At 48.8% G+C, this 16,407-nt stretch carries 17 protein-coding genes; 2 read left to right on the top strand and 15 right to left on the bottom strand.

Going from position 1 to position 16,407, the window contains the following annotated elements:
* Nucleotides 1-269: 269 nt before the first annotated feature.
* The 7 genes from AK963_RS16730 to AK963_RS16700 form a co-directional block, all read right to left on the bottom strand.
* Nucleotides 270-563 carry a hypothetical protein gene (locus tag AK963_RS16730; protein WP_066016588.1) on the bottom strand — a complete coding sequence of 98 codons (294 nt, stop codon included), beginning with the start codon at nucleotides 561-563 and terminating at the stop codon, nucleotides 270-272.
* A 21-nt stretch (nucleotides 564-584) separates the two neighbouring features.
* A complete protein-coding gene (locus AK963_RS16725; RefSeq protein WP_139117464.1) occupies nucleotides 585-1,097 on the bottom strand; it encodes a hypothetical protein in 513 nt (170 codons plus the stop codon).
* On the bottom strand, nucleotides 1,097-2,038 hold the full coding sequence (locus AK963_RS16720; protein WP_139117463.1) for a hypothetical protein: 942 nt from the start codon (nucleotides 2,036-2,038) through the stop codon (nucleotides 1,097-1,099). Before AK963_RS16720 ends, AK963_RS16725 begins: the two co-directional genes overlap by 1 nt.
* A gap of 46 nt (nucleotides 2,039-2,084) precedes the next feature.
* A complete protein-coding gene (locus tag AK963_RS16715; protein ID WP_066016585.1) occupies nucleotides 2,085-2,276 on the bottom strand; it encodes a DUF6900 domain-containing protein in 192 nt (63 codons plus the stop codon).
* 124 nt (nucleotides 2,277-2,400) lie between these two features.
* Complete coding sequence (locus tag AK963_RS16710) at nucleotides 2,401-2,769, bottom strand: hypothetical protein (protein WP_066016584.1); 369 nt, start codon at nucleotides 2,767-2,769, stop codon at nucleotides 2,401-2,403.
* On the bottom strand, nucleotides 2,766-6,797 hold the full coding sequence (locus AK963_RS16705) for a phage head morphogenesis protein (protein ID WP_066016583.1): 4,032 nt from the start codon (nucleotides 6,795-6,797) through the stop codon (nucleotides 2,766-2,768). Before AK963_RS16705 ends, AK963_RS16710 begins: the two co-directional genes overlap by 4 nt.
* Nucleotides 6,798-6,999: 202 nt before the next feature.
* Nucleotides 7,000-7,950 carry an integron integrase gene (locus AK963_RS16700; RefSeq protein WP_066016582.1) on the bottom strand — a complete coding sequence of 317 codons (951 nt, stop codon included), beginning with the start codon at nucleotides 7,948-7,950 and terminating at the stop codon, nucleotides 7,000-7,002.
* Between the two features lie 315 nt (nucleotides 7,951-8,265).
* On the opposite strand from AK963_RS16700, the gene AK963_RS16695 reads away from it, so the two are divergent.
* Nucleotides 8,266-8,931, top strand: a complete 666-nt coding sequence (locus AK963_RS16695) for a hypothetical protein (protein ID WP_066016581.1) — start codon at nucleotides 8,266-8,268, stop codon at nucleotides 8,929-8,931.
* Nucleotides 8,932-9,129: 198 nt separating this feature from the next.
* Here AK963_RS16695 and AK963_RS16690 read toward each other — a convergent pair whose 3' ends face one another.
* The 3 genes from AK963_RS16690 to AK963_RS16680 form a co-directional block, all read right to left on the bottom strand.
* Nucleotides 9,130-10,155, bottom strand: a complete 1,026-nt coding sequence (locus tag AK963_RS16690) for a phage portal protein family protein (protein ID WP_066016580.1) — start codon at nucleotides 10,153-10,155, stop codon at nucleotides 9,130-9,132.
* A 1,350-nt stretch (nucleotides 10,156-11,505) separates the two neighbouring features.
* Nucleotides 11,506-11,793, bottom strand: a complete 288-nt coding sequence (locus AK963_RS35470) for a hypothetical protein (protein ID WP_066016579.1) — start codon at nucleotides 11,791-11,793, stop codon at nucleotides 11,506-11,508.
* The gene (locus AK963_RS16680) at nucleotides 11,783-13,267 is read right to left on the bottom strand and encodes a DUF935 domain-containing protein (protein ID WP_066016578.1); all 1,485 of its coding nucleotides are present in this window, start codon (nucleotides 13,265-13,267) and stop codon (nucleotides 11,783-11,785) included. Before AK963_RS16680 ends, AK963_RS35470 begins: the two co-directional genes overlap by 11 nt.
* Before the next feature lie 136 nt (nucleotides 13,268-13,403).
* Here AK963_RS16680 and AK963_RS16675 point away from each other — a divergent pair, with 136 nt between their 5' ends.
* Nucleotides 13,404-13,694, top strand: coding sequence for a hypothetical protein (locus tag AK963_RS16675; RefSeq protein WP_066016577.1), 291 nt, complete (start codon nucleotides 13,404-13,406; stop codon nucleotides 13,692-13,694).
* Here AK963_RS16675 and terL read toward each other — a convergent pair.
* From terL to AK963_RS33320, 5 genes are read right to left on the bottom strand one after another with little or no spacing between them, the layout of a single operon-like run.
* Nucleotides 13,681-15,051: a phage terminase large subunit gene (terL, locus tag AK963_RS16670; protein ID WP_202969802.1), complete on the bottom strand. Its 1,371-nt coding sequence runs from the start codon at nucleotides 15,049-15,051 to the stop codon at nucleotides 13,681-13,683. The two genes, AK963_RS16675 and terL, sit on opposite strands and share 14 nt — an antisense overlap.
* A 7-nt stretch (nucleotides 15,052-15,058) precedes the next feature.
* Nucleotides 15,059-15,352 (bottom strand): hypothetical protein, encoded by a 294-nt coding sequence (locus tag AK963_RS16665; protein WP_066016576.1) that lies wholly within the window; start codon nucleotides 15,350-15,352, stop codon nucleotides 15,059-15,061.
* Complete coding sequence (locus tag AK963_RS16660) at nucleotides 15,345-15,602, bottom strand: helix-turn-helix transcriptional regulator (protein WP_066016575.1); 258 nt, start codon at nucleotides 15,600-15,602, stop codon at nucleotides 15,345-15,347. Before AK963_RS16660 ends, AK963_RS16665 begins: the two co-directional genes overlap by 8 nt.
* Complete coding sequence (locus AK963_RS16655; protein ID WP_066016574.1) at nucleotides 15,599-16,042, bottom strand: hypothetical protein; 444 nt, start codon at nucleotides 16,040-16,042, stop codon at nucleotides 15,599-15,601. Before AK963_RS16655 ends, AK963_RS16660 begins: the two co-directional genes overlap by 4 nt.
* A 59-nt stretch (nucleotides 16,043-16,101) precedes the next feature.
* Entirely contained in the window at nucleotides 16,102-16,245 is a 144-nt protein-coding gene (locus AK963_RS33320) for a hypothetical protein (RefSeq protein WP_175404548.1), read from the bottom strand.
* Nucleotides 16,246-16,407: the final 162 nt, after the last annotated feature.

Genomic DNA, 16,407 nt, shown 5'->3' with positions numbered 1-16,407 from the left:
GGCTGCTGAATTGCCACCCACAAATACAGACCAGAACCTCGTCTATTTTCTGCTGCTCCTGCTCGCTGGCGTTTTCATAAATTTCGGTTAATAGCTCTGACTGATGTTCGCTGTCTTCCAGTTCGTCATTTGCGCCTGCGGCAATCAGTTCAATCAGATTCATGCTCCACTCCTGCTCAATAAAAAACTGGCAATTACTCCTTGCATTACCAGCATACCATCCTTCCCTGATTATAAAGCCCTGACGGGCAGGGCTGTCATGGCGGCGATTAAATATGCCGGGGAACTTCTTTTTTCATGCTGTAAAAGGCGATGCGGTTTTCCTTTTTGCCATCCTCGGTGTGGACAACAAAATCGCCTTTGTCGTAAGTAATGGCATCCAGTGCCTTGTCATCCAGTGCCAGCTCTTTGCCACCTTTGAGCTTCATGGTGATGCTCCACTTGCCGAGGCAGTTGGCGGTGGCACTGGTCACTTCGGTGTTATTAACCCGCACCTGTTCTGCCCGGGCGAGCAGGGTTTTAAAGGCGCTGGCGACTTTTTCATGCGTTGTTTTTTTAGCCATGATCAATCTCCTTTTTCTGGCTTATTTACGGTAGTTATCGCTGCATCCCCCAAAGTCATCAGGGAATGCTGAGCTTGCGATTCGGCGTTGCCGTGCCTGTTCGGCAGGGCTTTTCAGAAACTCACTGAGTGGCCGGTATGCTTGACTGGACGTTGCCGTCGGTTCTTCTTCTTGTTGCTGTTGTTGTTGCCGCTCAGTCACGCCCTGCTGGTAGCGATACATCACACTCCATACCTGAGAGCAGGCGGTGTGGTAATCGTGGTCACCAATGCTGTTTTTAAAGTTGTCGTACTGCATGGTTTCCAGCTGGTCTTGCAAAGCGTTGATCACATCGCTCTGTGGTACTTCCATACGGTAGCGATAATCAGCGTCGGGAGTGATGAGCAATTTTTCCTCTGGAAATAGTGTTTTTAATACCTCGGCCTGTCGGGCTCTGACCATCATCAGCTGTGGCTCGTTTCTGTGTTTCACAATGCTGATCATGCCCTGGCTGGTGAATATCCACATGGCAGCGCTCCTTTCAAGTGTGTTCATCAGTTACAGTCCATAGTTTTTTTCTGTTTATTGTTAGGGCTGACATGTACAACCACTGAGTACCTTCTCCTTGTGCAAGAATGTTCAGCCTCATTATTTGAAAATCTGTATTCAGGCATTTCATCAAAAGTGACGGTTAATTTATCAATCTTCATTCCCATATCACGCACCAGGTAAAATGAACTTTTACCATTGTCCGTTTTCATGAATGCATCCTGAAACTCATCGGTTTCGTAACGGTCCAGGTAGGCTTTCAATAATTCTTTTGTTTCAAAGTTAGTGATATTGCATCGGGTAATAGTTTTTGGGTACGTTAATAGCCAACCGTTAGTTTCAAATGTTTTTTCAAACTGCAGGATAACCACGTTACTCATAAAAAATGATTTTCTGTTACTCATCCCAGCTTTGTCATTTTGTATTAACAACCATTCATCCCGCTTAAATTGGTTGAGGAAAGAGCAACGGTTACCATTAACCAAGCTGTTATTTTTGTTGCTTTTAGTTAAACAGTTTCCCAATAAATACTTTGTGCTGGTTTCTTTGGCTAACTCCGTAAACTCACTCCTATATTTTTGTTTTAATTGTGCAAGTTTGCTACGAATCTCTTTATCAGTTTCCAGCTCAGCTAAATCAACTCCCGAAACAGTATATATGGGTTTCAAAGATGGTATTTCGGTGATTTCAACATACTCATTCAATGTCCTGTAAACGACGTGTTGCTGTAGATTGGATGACTTCTGTGTCTGTCTCGAAGATTGAAGGTTTAGCAATTGTTCTTTTAGTCTTCCGTGCAACTCTTTGGTATCATCAGTAGAGTCTGCTAACCGAACAATACGTCCCTGCGCTGTCATACCTAGCTCCTCAACAGAATCATTTTCCAATTTTTTAGCTAAATAACACCTAATCTCCCCAATTGTTTGTTCTGCTGTTATTTGGTGCATTGCGAGCCTCGAAAAAAATCAAAATGAAAGATAGTCGAGTATCATATTAGCTTCGTAAGTTCTTTGAACTTGCATCACTTTTTTGGAGGCCTGCACTATAAGCAGCCTGCAGGGCTTCTTTGATCTGCCAGATGGCCAATTCGTGAAAGTCCAGGTTATCCACGTTTCGGGTGTTGAGGGTTTCCAGCTTCAGGATCGTGCTGGCGATGTCATCGATGGCTTGTTGCCGTGTTTTCATAGTGTCCGTCCAGATTTATTGTTGTATTAACACACAACATAAACGCAGACGGGCATACAGCAAGGCGAAACCGTGATTTTTTTCAAGGCGTGGTGAGCCGCTCAGGGCGGCGATCTGGGTGGTGTTATTCGGAGGGTATGGTCAGTGATAAGTCTTGCTGAATAACGTCCCTGGCTCGATAGCGGTCACCACGGTTGTACGTTTTCAGTTCTTCGATGAGGTCGCTGTCGTTGTGAGCGTCCAGTCTGCGAATAGTCACCGGACGCCCTGCGTCGGTGGGTATCTCCCAGCCGTTCGGGGTCGCTTTCACTCCCCCCTGTGCCATGTGAATAGGATTAGACGCCCGCTCCATGGGGTCATCCTCTGCCCAGCCGTACTCTATCCATGCCACGCCCTGGTCAATATCAAATAACTGTGCCGGGTATCGCTTGCCACCATAAGGGTGGTCAATCTCCAGGGGGGCTCCCTGCTTGCTGGCTTCTCCTGGGGTCATTCGTCTTCTCCTCGCCGCTTTATCACTTGTTCTAAGGGGCGGCCATCTGGCCATTGCTGGTAGCCTGCGTCTTTAAAGAGTTGTATCACGTTCTGCCGTTCGTCAAGGCTATCGATTCGAATGCTCTCCAAATCATCAAAAATCGACAGGCTGTTTTTAAAGATGGTCTCATTACCGCCCAGTCGACTGATCTCTCTAAGCTGTGAAACGGTAATTTTCCGGTGCTGCTGCACATGAGTGTCGGTGGTTCTGCCGTAATAATCATGACTGTAGGAAATCGCGTCCATTCGTGCAGCGGCCTTACTGTTCCAGATGAAACCCTCGGTATTGATTGCATCGCCCTTCGGTTTTATCCGGGTAAAAAAGTAGTTGGCTCCACCGGAGTGCAGGTCAGCCTGATAAGACTTCCCGCCCGGGCGGATACCACGACGAATTTTTTCAGTGGTGGAGACCATCTGGCCGCCGGATTCCAGCACTTTCTTCAGGGTTTTGATCATGCTGCCGTTGTCGCTGTTGACGTGAATAACTCGATAATTGTCGTTTAGATCCTTAAACGCGGGGTCATTCAATAACTCAGGCCGGTAGTGAATGCGTTGTCCTTGACCGAAAGCCTGATACTCGCCTGCCGGGTTGTATTGCTTCATGGACTTCAGATCAATACCGAGCGCTTTATTCATCCGTGCGAGCTTTTTCCGGATGCGTTCCCCCTGGTCAGTCAGGGAGCGGGTTTCATTGGCCAGCACCTTATCCAGTTTGTGAATATAGGCCAGCTTATCCAGATAAAGTTCCTCCATATCCCCTGTGGTGGTGCGTTGACTGTTGATGCCCAGCTCATCCATCACCGAAAACACCCGTTCAGTGTCCGCCTGTTGGATGCCGGTAACATCAATCTCCATGCGACCCTGCAGGGAGAACGGCACACTGTGATGTTTTGGCCAGTAATGGATAGTGGCTCCATCCACTTCAGCGGTGTATCGCCGGGCAGAAAGGGTGAAGGTCTTTTTCCCCTCTCGTTGCCGACCTTTCTGAAAATTGGACAGCTGAAACTCAGTACTGTCCTCGGTCCATTGAATGCCGGACGATTGCTTAACTGAGGCCGCAGGGGGAATGCTGAAGGTTTTGTATCTACCAACCTTGGCATTCCAGTTCGGTATCTCACCTTCCAGGGTGTTGTGACGCACTTTCCTGAGTTCATCAATAAAAGGTTGGGTTCGGTTCGTAAAGGCCGCCAGATCACGGGATGACCGCAGGTTATTCGATGCCTGCTCGGTCATCTCATCCAGTACCTGCTGCCAGCGTTCTACCGCTGCATCGATGCGCTCAAACACATAATCATCCATGCCATAGCCATTTTCCGCCCGGTGTGCCACGGACTTGATGGCGGTGATGATTTTCTTATGCATATCCTCATAGGGTTCTGCGGTACTTTCAATCGTGCCGATGGTCTGCTCCAGCTTTCGCATGGCGCTGGGCATCAGTTTGAAATAAGCACCGGTCACGTCCATGCCTTGGAGGTTTTTTTTATGGTAGAGCAGCACGTTATGGTCTTCGATGTCGCCCTTGTCGGTGGGGATGGTATAACCATTTGAACGACTGTTGACCACCTGCTCATACTCCAGCCGATTGATGGCGCTGCCGCTGATGGTTGGTTCTGGTGTTGCTTTCTGCAGGGCTTCTGGATACTGCTTTGCTATGTCCTGTTGTCTGGCCACCAAGATATTAATGAGCCTGGTGCGTTCCCGTTTTGTGGTGGGGCCGACGCTCTCTACCAGCTCGGTGATCTGCTGTTTATCCAGTGCCAGTGCTTTGCGGGCACCGGCGATCATGTCTTCCCGGGTAACGCTGGCAAACACCGCCGCTGATTGGGGGTTCATGGCGCTGTCTCGCAGGCTCTCGATCTCCAGCACCTTTTTCCCGAATGCGTCGCCTTTTAATCCACCTTGTGCCCGGTATCTCAAGGCACCACCGGTATCGATATGGATGGCCTTGCTGCCTTTCACCAGCAGGTTGTCGTAGGAAAGTCCCACCACGTCCCAGTTGGCCAGCCAGGCGTCCACCATAAAGTTATCTCGTATGCCCTGGAGCTTGCCGCTGGTTAGCTGGGCAGCGTCCTGCTGCAGGCCATCAATAATTTCTGAGGCGATGCGGATCTGTTTGCCGTCCTGCAACAGGTAAACGTTGGGCACGTCCACCCCTGCCGCCTCGTATAGCTTCGCTGCCAGCACTTCGTTGCGGGCGATGTCTTCACTGGCGGGTTCCTTGATGTAGTACTTTTTGCCGGTGGTGGTGTCCTGATAAAAGCCGCCGGGGTTGGAGCCTTTCTGGTTGCCGATCTTGGTGAGGTCACTCCATTGGGGGGCTTCGTTTTTTGGCTCTGTAGTTGTTGCTGCTGGGTTTTGTGCTACTTTTTGCTTGGTCGTATGGTCAGTAGTAGGTATAGGGAAGTCCGAAGTGTTGTGAGGCTCTGCTACTGGCTGTATGGCTCCCTGCTTCGCCTTATCCAGCTTTGCCAGAAACTTTTCCTTGGCTTCCTCATCCAGGGTATTGAATGCCGCCTGCTGTCCCGGGGTGGGTAACTTACCGGCCAGCACTTTCTTTTTGTAACCCGATAGCTTGGCAGCAGTCTCTTTCTTCAGCTGCTCGACCTGGTATTGCTCCTCTACCTTTTTCAACAGCTGAACCGGGGTCAGGTCGTCGGTATTTCCACTTTTTTCCAGCTTTATGAGGATCTGATTTTTCAGTGTCTGCCCTTTGGGGTTCTCTTTAATGTCCTTCAGGGTCTCTTTGGCCTGCAGTTGCCCGGTCTTTAACTCGATGCTCTGGTCGATGGCTTTCTGCGCTTCCTCTGGCAGCTGGTGATAGGCCGCCAGGGCGTTGCTGTTCGGTGCCTTGCCGTCAATGATGGCTTTCTTGTATTGGTTGATCAGCACCGACTGTTTAATGCTCTCGGCTTTCGCTTTGGCGCTGTCCAGCAGCTCTTTGGGGGTCAGGCTGGCGCTGCCTTTTTGTTTCTGCAGCTGTTTAATGGCGTTGGACAGGTAGGGCGTTTTCTCGGCGATGGCGGTGTCCAGCTGGTGCTGCGCTGCTTTCTGAATCGTTTTCTGTTTCTGGGCGATAAAGGTGCCGTCCACGCTGGCCTGTCCCAGCTTCTTGAGGGCGGTGTTGGCAGCTAACTGGGTGAGGTACTTTTGCTTTGCCTGCTTAGCGGCCTGGACGCCCTGTTTCAAGGCTCGCTGCATACCGGGTTTTAGCTGCAGGGCTTTCTCTTTTTCCAGCTGGCGCAGCTTGTCCATGCGGGCTTTGCCGGGGTTATGATCCCATCCGGGGTCTAAATCCACGGGCACCGTCGTGGCTTTACCAGTGCGGGGGTTTATCCACAGGCGCTTCTTGATGGTTGGCTTTGGCGACAGCGGTATTTTATGTCGTTCCATCTCCGCTTTGGTCAGCTGAATCACGCCGCACCGGCAATTCCAGCCGTTGGGTGGGTAGTGGGTCTGCCAGAAAGGGTCGTCTACGGGGCGGGCAGTACCGTTCCACTGTTGATGCTCTGGTCGGGTGCGGTGGTCTTCTACGGCGTCATACATCAAAAAGGGGGCAGCCTGGCTGTTGGCCTGGATACTCTGCCACTGGCCGACGGCATAGGCGCTCTGCAGGTTGGTTCTGAATATATTTTCTAACCGGGTGGCGCTGCCCAGCTGCGCTTTGATCACTTTACCGGTAAGGGGGTCGACCACGTCCTGTTTGCCCCACCATCCCGCTTTCTGCAGCTTGGGGATCAAGGCTCTTTTGAAGTCTGCCAGGGTATCCCCTGTCTCCAGCATCTTATCCACCTGTTTGTCTACGTAAGACAGCAGGTTGGTATCCATCATCTTGGCAACGGTGACGGCGGCGTCATGCTCCTCCCCGATCATGTCCATCCAGCTGAAACTGGCCTTAATGCCTTTCTGCTGAAAGTATTGGATGGCCTGTTCGGGCTTCAGGTCAAAAGCGGCGCTGAGTTCGAAGAAGTTGTAGATCTGGTGGGTCACGGACAGTACGAAAGGCAGTGGGTATTTCCGTACTTTGTACTGGTGTTTACTTCTGTATAATGCAGTAATTTTCCGTGAACAGTCAGAAAACGACAGGTGGCGAGTGCCACACAAACCCTATAACGACGTCAGCTTTAAGCCGAGGGGCGGTAGCGTGGGGGGGGGGAGGTAGATAAGCTCAAAATCTACCCACTTAAAGTCATCAATCATCAACCGGACTTAATACACCTTTACCCCCCCGGTTTAAAACGTGGGTATAAATCATTGTAGTATTCACATTGACATGCCCCAGTAACTCCTGAACCGTTCTTATGTCATAGCCACTTTCCAGTAAATGAGTAGCAAAGCTGTGCCGAAAGGTATGGCAACTGGCATGCTTATTGATACCCGCTTTAATAATTGCCTGTTTTACAGCTTTTTGGATGCTTCTGGGGTGAATATGATGCCGACCTGTATTACCTGTAATCGGGTCTTTACTCAATTGATCGCTGGCAAAAATATATTGCCAAGCTAATTCCTTGCCTGCATTAGGATATTTTCTAGCTAACGCATTAGGCAAGTGAACAAATTCAACACCTTCAGCCAATGATTTTTCATGAAGAACACGAGAGTGCTCAATGTAGGTCTTTAATATAGAAATAGCTTTTTGAGGCAATAAAGTAATACGTTCTTTATCTCCCTTACCCTGCCGAACGGTAATTTCATTACGGCCAAAATCAACGTCTTTAATCCGCAAAGACAGTGCTTCTTTAAGCCTAAGGCCGGCACCGTACATAAGTAATGTCACGGCCAGTGGTCTGCCACTCATATGAGATATTGCACGGCTAGCCTCATCTCTTGAAAAGACAACAGGTAAATGTTTTCTTCGCCTGGCGGGTTTCCATTCGTTAATGTCCAGTTCTTCGCGATTCAAGACTTTACGATACAAAAAAACAAGAGCACTCAGTGCCTGCTGCTGTGTGTTCACAGCCACATGCCTTTTAACAACAAGATAGGAAAGAAACTGGGAGATTTCATTCCCTCCCATCGTATCTGGGTGGCGCATTCGGTGAAAACGAATATAGTGACGAATCCAACCCCAATAAGAACGTTCTGTTTCAAGTGAATAATTCCCTTCTCGCATAGCAAGGCGAAACCGTTGTTGCAGGCGCATACTACTTTCTCATCCATATCTGTTTATTTATACAGTGGTTTTAGGAAAAGTAGTTCGTATAAACAGCATTTACAAAGGTTCGGTTAATTGGCTGTTTTTATTGATAAAAAAACAGTGTTTAGGGGATGCTTATGTTTAAGCGAATGGTATACAAAATCGCAAATGCGAACCCGTTGATAAATAGTAATATCGTATCAATAGACTGCAATCGTCTGTTTTAAAAAGACATTTAATTAACAGTTCAGAAAAATAGATAGTGTGTTATGCGAACTCGGTTCGTTTAAACCACTGTTATGCATCAAGGAGAAATCAAGCATGGGATTAATAGATAAGCTTTTCGGAAAAAAGAAAGAAGAACGGCCTGTTCCTACCCCGAAGATTGACAAGCCATCTGAAAAAGAAATTTTTAGTTCTCCTTCTAAGCTTGCTACATGGGTAGATGAATATGTCATTCGATCATCAAGTGTGGAAGATGATTTTGATATGGCACCAGATGAAGATGCCAGAGAAAGCCTCAAAATAACCTGCGAGCAAGTTGAGCGCCTTGCGCGAGAAGAAGGTTTACTTCGGGCAGTTGGAGCAAGTTATCTTATAAAGCAGTACTACGATGACTCCTTCTATTTAAAATATTTTTCTGCAATATATAAATCCATTGCTATTCATATGTATTCTGAGCCAAACCCAGAAGAAATCAGTGATACCAGAAATGCGCTGGAAACATATGTAAGTTCGTTGGCTAATCCTGAGGATGATGAGCTAAAAGAATTCCAGAAGCAGTACCTTCGTCGTGTATACGATGATAATGATAATTTCTACAAGTTAATGTTAGGTGGTATAGGCACACTGGCAATAAATACAAGCTTAAATACTTTTGAGGTAATGAGGGACGCGTATTATAAAGTCACCCAAGGTATGTCTTACGAGAGTGCAAAACTAATCGCAGAAGCAGTTGAAAAAGTGGAGTCTGAGAACAGTGCATAACAAGTCGGTGTTATCGCATCACACTGTCGTGTGCTGCTGGGACAACCTACTCGCCGCTTCGCTCTGTTCCGGTCGCCCCAAACCTCGGCGTTGCACGGCGAAGTGCGACAGGTTTGTGCCCGACGGTAAAATCGGAGTCACGCCCAACAAAACGTTCCCAGCAAACTGGCGTTGCTCGTTTCCGGTTTAAAACCAGTGTCAGGTCTTGATTCTTGAATTCCCCCCCGACACCAACCCCATCAACCGCCCAAAAAAAGAAGCATTCCTGACCGTCTCCACCGCCTCATCCGCAGGCGGTTCCTTCATCATCTCTACCAGCTTCTGCCGAAAGGTAGCCACATCATCGGTTTCCTCCAAGTAGTTCAGTAGCTGCTCCACCCGCTTGCCATACATGGTTTGGTATTTGGTGCCTAAATACTCGGCGGCATCCACCAGTGACTGCATATCTGCCCGGTGGCTGGCTCGCTTCTGGGTCAGACTGGAAATCTCGGAAAACTCTGGCGGCAGTTCTGGTGCTCCTGCGCCCATGGGTGGCAACGGACTGGATTCTTTCTTCTTCCAACCCTCGCCATAGGTTTCCCGGATATAGTCTTCGGTGGGTTCATAGCCGAGAGTACTGATCTTGTTGTCCCGTTCTGCCCTGGCCATCAGGTCTTCTTCGGGTTCGGTCTTCCGCCATACTCGGGGCGGGGTAGCGTTTGGGAAATTCCATTCGGTTAGCCAGGCCACTACTTGCTGGTTGAAGCTCTCACAAATCAGATCAGCATCGCTTTTGATTACTGCTTCCTGAACTTCCTGATGAACCTCTGCCTGACTGCGACTGCTGCCATCGTCGGTGGTCATGGTCTGGCTTAGGATTACTTTACTGATGGCCTTGTCCATGCGTTGGCAAAGGGCATCATAGTCGGCGGTTCCGGATCTGGCTGCTTCTATTAGCTCGATAACCACGTTATCAGGAATCACCACACCGCTGTCGCTTTGTATGGCATCCAGTGCCTGCAGGGCTTTCTCTCGTTCGATGGGGTCTTGCGCCTGCCCGGGGGGAAGTTTGGCAGCGGCGGTGGGCATGCCGAATTTTTCTAAAAAGATCAGCCAGAACTTGATGCCGTTGCGCTTGAAGAAGGTTGGCCAATAAAGGTAATGAGCCAGCCCCATGCCATAGGGGTTATCGCTGTGGTCAGCTCCGGCGCTGAATACCCAGAACTTTTTCTCGGGCAGCGGCATACCGTTGGGATGTTGAATATTAGGGAATAAGGGTCAGGTCTTTCATCGTGCACTAAAACATAATGATAGATCTGACTATCGATTTACCAACAGCACAGGCACAAAATCAGTTAACAGTGGCATTTTAGTTCATCGTCTGTATTTTTTAAAAATGGTGTAGTTGTGAGTGATATTGAAATTCGATTAAAGCGCTCAATGAGAGCGTTGCTTGATAGCCAAAGTCCAAAATATAAGAGACTGGTGAAAGGAATTAAGGCATACAATAAACTGGACTTAAATTCCATCAGCCTGGAAATCAGGTAGCTTATTGAAACCACCATGTGTTCATTAAATGAAGTGCTTGGAAAATATGAGATTGAAACCTTTAACGACTACAAAAAAATCTCAAATTCAGACTTAAACTTTCTGATTGAGGCTTACATAAAGTTGTGTAATGACATTAAGGCGGAACTGAAAAATACTGCAGAAATTCAATATTAATCCTTTCATTCTTCACCAAGATATAACCAGCCCCTCCTTCTCATGAGTGACTGGCTTAAGTCTGGCCATCTTCCCTTCAACGTGATAAATGTATTCTGTGTCTGACGGCAACGATAACCATGATAATAAAGGTGTCTTATGCAGGTACATTTTGGATTGATCGTTCTGATGGTTATTCTTGGTTCAGCTGTGGATTATGTTGTCTGGTTCGGTGTATAGGCGGGGCTAAGACCCAGACGAGCCTTTATAGAGGGGATGTTACTTTGCAGGCCGTATGGTGACATTAATCTTGGTAAATACCGATACTCTCCTTGTACCGGTCACTCGTGGCTTTAAACTTTGCATTTCGAGGTTGATATACCATCCTTTCTAAAGATGAAAATTTTACCCTGTACTGAACGTCTGATAACTGCCTTAAGATCCCTCATCGATGAATAGCACCTGACTAGCCTACTACTCCCTATATTCACCGATGAGGGGTGTTCTTTAGACAATTACTGACTAACTATTTCTGCTCCTATTCGAAGGGTTATAGAGCCTGAATAACCGATCGAATCATTGTGGATGCAAACCCAGCATAGTCTGTCAGGAAAAAACCGAACCCCCAGTTCATGATCGCAGACATACCACTCTCCTTTTCATTTCATTAATGTTGTCAGCTAAGGATAGGAGAGCATATGCAAAGCAGCAGTAAAGGTTTGGTAATCAGATAACAACGACCGGTCGTGCAATCAATTTCAGTTTTATACTTGCCTTTGACCTTAAGGAATATCATTGGTAATGTGAATAGGTGGTTGTTTGACACCCATAGGTTGTAGCTGTTCCCCCTGTCAGCTTCCCGTGTCCTGGTTGGTAGGGGGAGAACTTACTTCATAACACATTTTCAAATACCTTCTTTCCAGCCTGATTACTCCCAATATTTATTGGCATTGTGAATGTTTTGCCGATGCCATTAGCCAGTTTTTTCACAGAGAAGTGTCTTTTCTTCTGTGATGCCCGGCCACAGTCGTGCCGGGTTCTTTTATTCGACACAGCTTGAAAAAAGACAGAATGATTTAAGTCCATTTGTGTTTGGCCGATAGCATTATTGCTCGAGGTTAGTGAAGGTATGGAATGGCTGGAGGTTCTTTGTGAATCTCCAGCCTTTTCATTTTGCACTACCGGAAACCAGCCCCATCAACCGCCCAAAAAAAGAAGCATTCCTGACCGTCTCCACCGCCTCATCGGCAGGCGGTTCCTTCATCATCTCTACTAACTTCTGCCGAAAAGTAGCCACATCATCGGTTTCCTCCAGATAGTTCAGTAGCTGCTCCACCCGCTTGCCATACATGGTTTGGTACTGGGTGCTTAAATACTCGGCGGCGTCCACTAATGACTGCATGTCTGCCCGGTGGCTGGCTCGCTTCTGGGTCAGACTGGAAATCTCGGAAAACTCTGGCGGCAGTTCTGGTGCTCCTGCGCCCATGGGTGGTAACGGACTGGATTCTTTCTTCTTCCAACCCTCGCCATAGGTTTCCCGGATATAGTCTTCGGTGGGTTCATAGCCGAGGGTACTGATCTTGTTGTCCCGTTCTGCCCTGGCCATCAGGTCTTCTTCTGGCTCGGTCTTCCGCCATACTCTGGGTGGGGAAGCGTTGGGAAAATTCCATTCGGTCAGCCAGGTCACCACCTGTTGGTTGAAACTCTCACAAATCAGATCAGCATCGCTTTTAATTACCGCTTCCTGAACCTCTTGATGAACTTCGGCCTGGCTGCGGCTGCTGCCATCATCGGTGGTCATGGTCTGGCTGAGAATGACTTTACTGATGGCCTTGTCCATACGTTGGCAAAGGGCATCATAATCGGCGGTGCCGGATCTGGCCGCTTCGATCAGCTCAATAATCACGTTGTCGGGAATCACCACGCCGCTGTCGCTTTGTATAGCATCCAGTGCCTGCAGAGCTTTCTCTCGCTCGATGGGATCTTGTGCCTGTCCGGGAGGAAGTTTGGCCGCTGCGGTGGGCATGCCGAATTTTTCTAGGAAAATCAGCCAGAACTTGATGCCGTTGCGTTTAAAAAAAGTCGGCCAATAAAGATAATGCGCCAGCCCCATGCCATAGGGGTTGTCGCTGTGGTCGGCACCGGCGCTGAATACCCAGAACTTTTTTTCAGGCAGCTTCATGCCGTTGGGATGTTGGATATTGATCAGCCTTAGGTTGCCTTCCAGATCAAACCTAAACCGGCTGCGGTCTCTGACTTTGATATCGTCTATGACAATTCTGTTGCCGTCGTATGCCCACAAACACTCGGCTACTGAATAACCGTAAAAGACGCCGAATAGCATCTTATCGGTAATGTCATCAAAGTTGCGGCTATTTAACTGCTCTTTAATAAATTCCGCTGCGGCTTTGTCTTCGCTGCTCTCGCTGGCCGGTTCCACGTCCCACTCCGATTGGGTCACGGCCAGCCTGCGTTGCTGAAAGCAGGGTTTCACCTGGTCGTCCCGTAGCAGCTCATCATAAAGCCGCATATCCCGGCCTCGCTGCTGGAGGACGCTGTCGGGGTTTTCCATCAGCATATGGGTGTAGGCCTTGCTCATCAGAATGCCGTGGTCGGCTTGGGCGATCTCGCCGAGGGTGGGCTTCCTTGCCATGGTGATTACCTAATGTTTTCAATGAGTTCAAAAGGTACAATGAACTTATGATGATTTTCTATTAACAAAAATTCCGGATTCTCCGAAGTGTATAAGAATAACTATTACAGTCTGATCCGGCTGAGGAGTTTGTTGAGTGAATACAGAAACTGATTACGGATTGAAAAAAATCAGTCTTGCCATTGAGCGATTATTGGGGGAGGGAGACCTAATACTCAGATTAAAAGAGGCTTATTATTATCACCTGATATTGATCAAGCCAGAAAAAGATCTTCCGTCGCATTTGCATGACAACTACAAAGCCCTTATGAGCATGCTTGATGACGTTGAAACATTGTCTATGGTTGATGCTCGTCATGCGCTATGTGAATTAATGTATATTCATGACCACTTCTCAGGGAATAACAATTCTATCAATACCCCCTAAAGTCATTACTACCCCGCACACTGCCATAGCCCTTGTTGCTCTGTATGCTTTGACCGTCGTCCATTGCCGCCATGCCCACCCGCTTGCGGCCGCTGGCAGCATGGTCAAAGCTGGCACTGTTTTCATGCGCCCACTTTAGAAACTGGCTGGTGCTGTCCACCTGATCGTCGTGGGGGGCGAGGGGAAAGATGGTCATCTCTATCTCGTAATCTAATGACCACGGCGATACCTCTGGCAAATAAACCATGCCTGCTTCAAACAGGCTCGATACGGCAATTAATCGGTCTACTTTGTTGATGCCTTTGGTGTCGATGGGGATCACGGGAATTCTGACCTTTGTCTGTCCTACCCCTACGCCCTGGCGCAGCTCCTGAATCAAGCTCTGGCCGCTGCCTTTGTCCTCTATCAGCACTCCCTGGGGTCGCCATGCCTCGTATAGGCTGGCCGCTGCCCGTTTCAGTGCCGGGTACTCCATGCGCTCTCTGAATACGTCCAACAAATACCAGCCGTGTCGGGTTTCGCCCCAGGTGGTGCAGACGCTCGGGTCGTTCACCTGTTCTGGTTTATAGGCGGTATCCCAACTTTGAATCACTCGTAAAAATTCCGAGGGTAGTACGTTGTAGCGTTTGAACCACTGCGCTTTAATGAGGCCGCCTTCTGGTGTGGCGTTCCAATCGCCCATGAGCCATGCCTGCACCAGCCACGGTGGGCCTGACTTTTTCAAGCGGGCAATATAGCCAGGGTCGCCATCCATCAGCAGTCGGTTGTCTTCAAGGCGACTCGGTATATAGATACGCTTGGCATTGCTACTGCCATCAATGACAGGTTTCATACCCAGTGGAGCAGGATCAATATATCGCTTTTTTATCCATTCGTGACCCGGGCCGCCGGGGTTGGCGCTCACGTTAAAACTGGAGGGGATGCCGTGAGGGTTTCGTAGGGTGGCGTTCAGTTTGTCGATGGGATCCGGATTGGGGAAGTTACCCCCTTCGTCAATATAAACGTCGGTGTAGCTGTGTCCCTGATACTTGCCCGCATCAGCATCCCGCTCCAAACTTCGCAGCCTGAGTATAGCCCCGTTGGGCATAACCCATGTGCTTTTCTGCGCTTTCCAGAGGGTTCCTAATGGGGTGAATATCTCCTGACTTCTGCCTATGACCTCATCCAGCTCTGGCATACTGCGACGGACGAATAATCCCTTACACTTGCCGCCATAAACCTGCGACCTCATCAGCCACTTGCCCAAAAAGCCATCGGTCTTGCCTCCGCCCCGGGCACCACCATAGAGAATGTCTTCAATAGGGCAGGTGAGCAGGGCGGTCTGTGGGCCGGGTTGGGGTGACCAGGTGATAGCCACGATGGCCTCAGTTCTGCCTGGCTCGGTTTAAGAAAGTCGTCACTATGTTTTTGGCGATTCGTTTGTCCTTCTCTTGCTTCAAGTGTTGTCGGTACGCCTCGGCCATCTGGTGTGCCAGGCTTTCCATCATGCCTTCCATGACTGGTTCGCTCATCATGGCATGCTCTGGAAACAATAAATGGATATCGATGGGCTCGGCGTTCTCGTCCCCATTGGGATAAAGCCTCAATGCCTGATCTTTGTTGTTGTCTTTGTGTACTGATATCGCCACGCTGCAAACCATTTTATTAGGCTTAGGCATCCTTGCTCTCTCCCTTCTTCCGCATCCATCCCTCGGCAAAGCACACCGCCACCATCTCGGTGGGTGTCTTTGCGCTCAACTTTGCTTTTGCGCCAGCTAAACGGGCGGTAATTGCCTGATGGGTTATGCCCACCTCGGCGGCCAGTTGCCGCTGGCTGTAGCCTTCGGCCAGCAAAATAATAAACTCTGCCTGCCGTGGGGTGATCCCATGACAATCCAGCTCGTATTTCGTCCCTTTGACGGTAATCATGCGTCGTCCTTGGGCTGGTATTGGGTCAGCCACTGTTCTAAATCCATGGGTGAGGGCACCACTACGACACCCTGGTTCACCAGTTCTTCACCGTCAGGTGTCGTGTGAGCGATCTTCTTTGGAGCTTCAAAGCCGTATATTTTCGCTCGCTGGTCAATGGCTTTCATAATCCTGTCCATTGCCTGTAAGTCACCTTTCAGTGCCAGCTTCATGGCTTCCCGGATAATCCAATCCAGCCGCTGTAAATCCAGGGTCTTGTTCAGCTTGGCAAGCTGTCGGGTTTCTTCCTCAATCTCACTCAGGGCTTTTGCAACGGACTTAAATGCAGCGGTCTTACTGACACTCAATTGGTCCCCGATTTGCTGGTAGGAAAGACCAAGTGTACGGAGTTCCAGTGCTTTTCGCTGTAACTCCTTGGCTTTAATGGTTTTTTTGTCCATTTGTCATCCTCCAGCGTTAACTTCCTTATGCGTTAACCAACAGACCACCAATTTTGGCCTTATCGCCGGTTCAATCGGCGGGCTATTTTCTGCGCTTTTCGCTTCTTCTTGCGCATGGATTTTGGCGCTCGCTTTTTGGTGGGGTGCTTCCAATAATCAGCGGTTTCTTTCTGGAGGAGGGTGTTGTAGGTAAACGGGTTCATGGTGATATCCTTATACAAAAAGGTCGATGATGGTGTAGTCAAAAACCGGTTGAGCGCTGCTTCTCAGTATTGCGTCTTTGCTGTCAGCAGTAGTTCTGAATCTTTTTGTCTGAGGCTCATACATCGTTCCGTACTCCCAACCTTTTTTAGTCAGAATGTACC

Source organism: Endozoicomonas atrinae (assembly GCF_001647025.1).
Lineage (GTDB): Bacteria > Pseudomonadota > Gammaproteobacteria > Pseudomonadales > Endozoicomonadaceae > Endozoicomonas > Endozoicomonas atrinae.
Note: the sequence above shows the minus strand (reverse complement) of the source record. Positions and strands in the feature narration are given on the sequence as shown.

Excerpts from the sequence above, each read along its gene's own strand:
- AK963_RS16730 (WP_066016588.1), bottom strand. The coding sequence starts at position 563 with ATGGCTAAAAAAACAACGCATGAAAAAGTCGCCAGCGCCTTTAAAACC.
- AK963_RS16725 (WP_139117464.1), bottom strand. The coding sequence starts at position 1,097 with ATGAACACACTTGAAAGGAGCGCTGCCATGTGGATATTCACCAGCCAG.
- AK963_RS16720 (WP_139117463.1), bottom strand. The coding sequence starts at position 2,038 with ATGCACCAAATAACAGCAGAACAAACAATTGGGGAGATTAGGTGTTAT.
- AK963_RS16715 (WP_066016585.1), bottom strand. The coding sequence starts at position 2,276 with ATGAAAACACGGCAACAAGCCATCGATGACATCGCCAGCACGATCCTG.
- AK963_RS16710 (WP_066016584.1), bottom strand. The coding sequence starts at position 2,769 with ATGACCCCAGGAGAAGCCAGCAAGCAGGGAGCCCCCCTGGAGATTGAC.
- AK963_RS16700 (WP_066016582.1), bottom strand. The coding sequence starts at position 7,950 with ATGCGCCTGCAACAACGGTTTCGCCTTGCTATGCGAGAAGGGAATTAT.
- AK963_RS16695 (WP_066016581.1), top strand. The coding sequence starts at position 8,266 with ATGGGATTAATAGATAAGCTTTTCGGAAAAAAGAAAGAAGAACGGCCT.
- AK963_RS16690 (WP_066016580.1), bottom strand. The coding sequence starts at position 10,155 with ATGCCGCTGCCCGAGAAAAAGTTCTGGGTATTCAGCGCCGGAGCTGAC.
- AK963_RS16680 (WP_066016578.1), bottom strand. The coding sequence starts at position 13,267 with ATGGCAAGGAAGCCCACCCTCGGCGAGATCGCCCAAGCCGACCACGGC.
- AK963_RS16665 (WP_066016576.1), bottom strand. The coding sequence starts at position 15,352 with ATGCCTAAGCCTAATAAAATGGTTTGCAGCGTGGCGATATCAGTACAC.
- AK963_RS16660 (WP_066016575.1), bottom strand. The coding sequence starts at position 15,602 with ATGATTACCGTCAAAGGGACGAAATACGAGCTGGATTGTCATGGGATC.
- AK963_RS16655 (WP_066016574.1), bottom strand. The coding sequence starts at position 16,042 with ATGGACAAAAAAACCATTAAAGCCAAGGAGTTACAGCGAAAAGCACTG.
- AK963_RS33320 (WP_175404548.1), bottom strand. The coding sequence starts at position 16,245 with ATGAACCCGTTTACCTACAACACCCTCCTCCAGAAAGAAACCGCTGAT.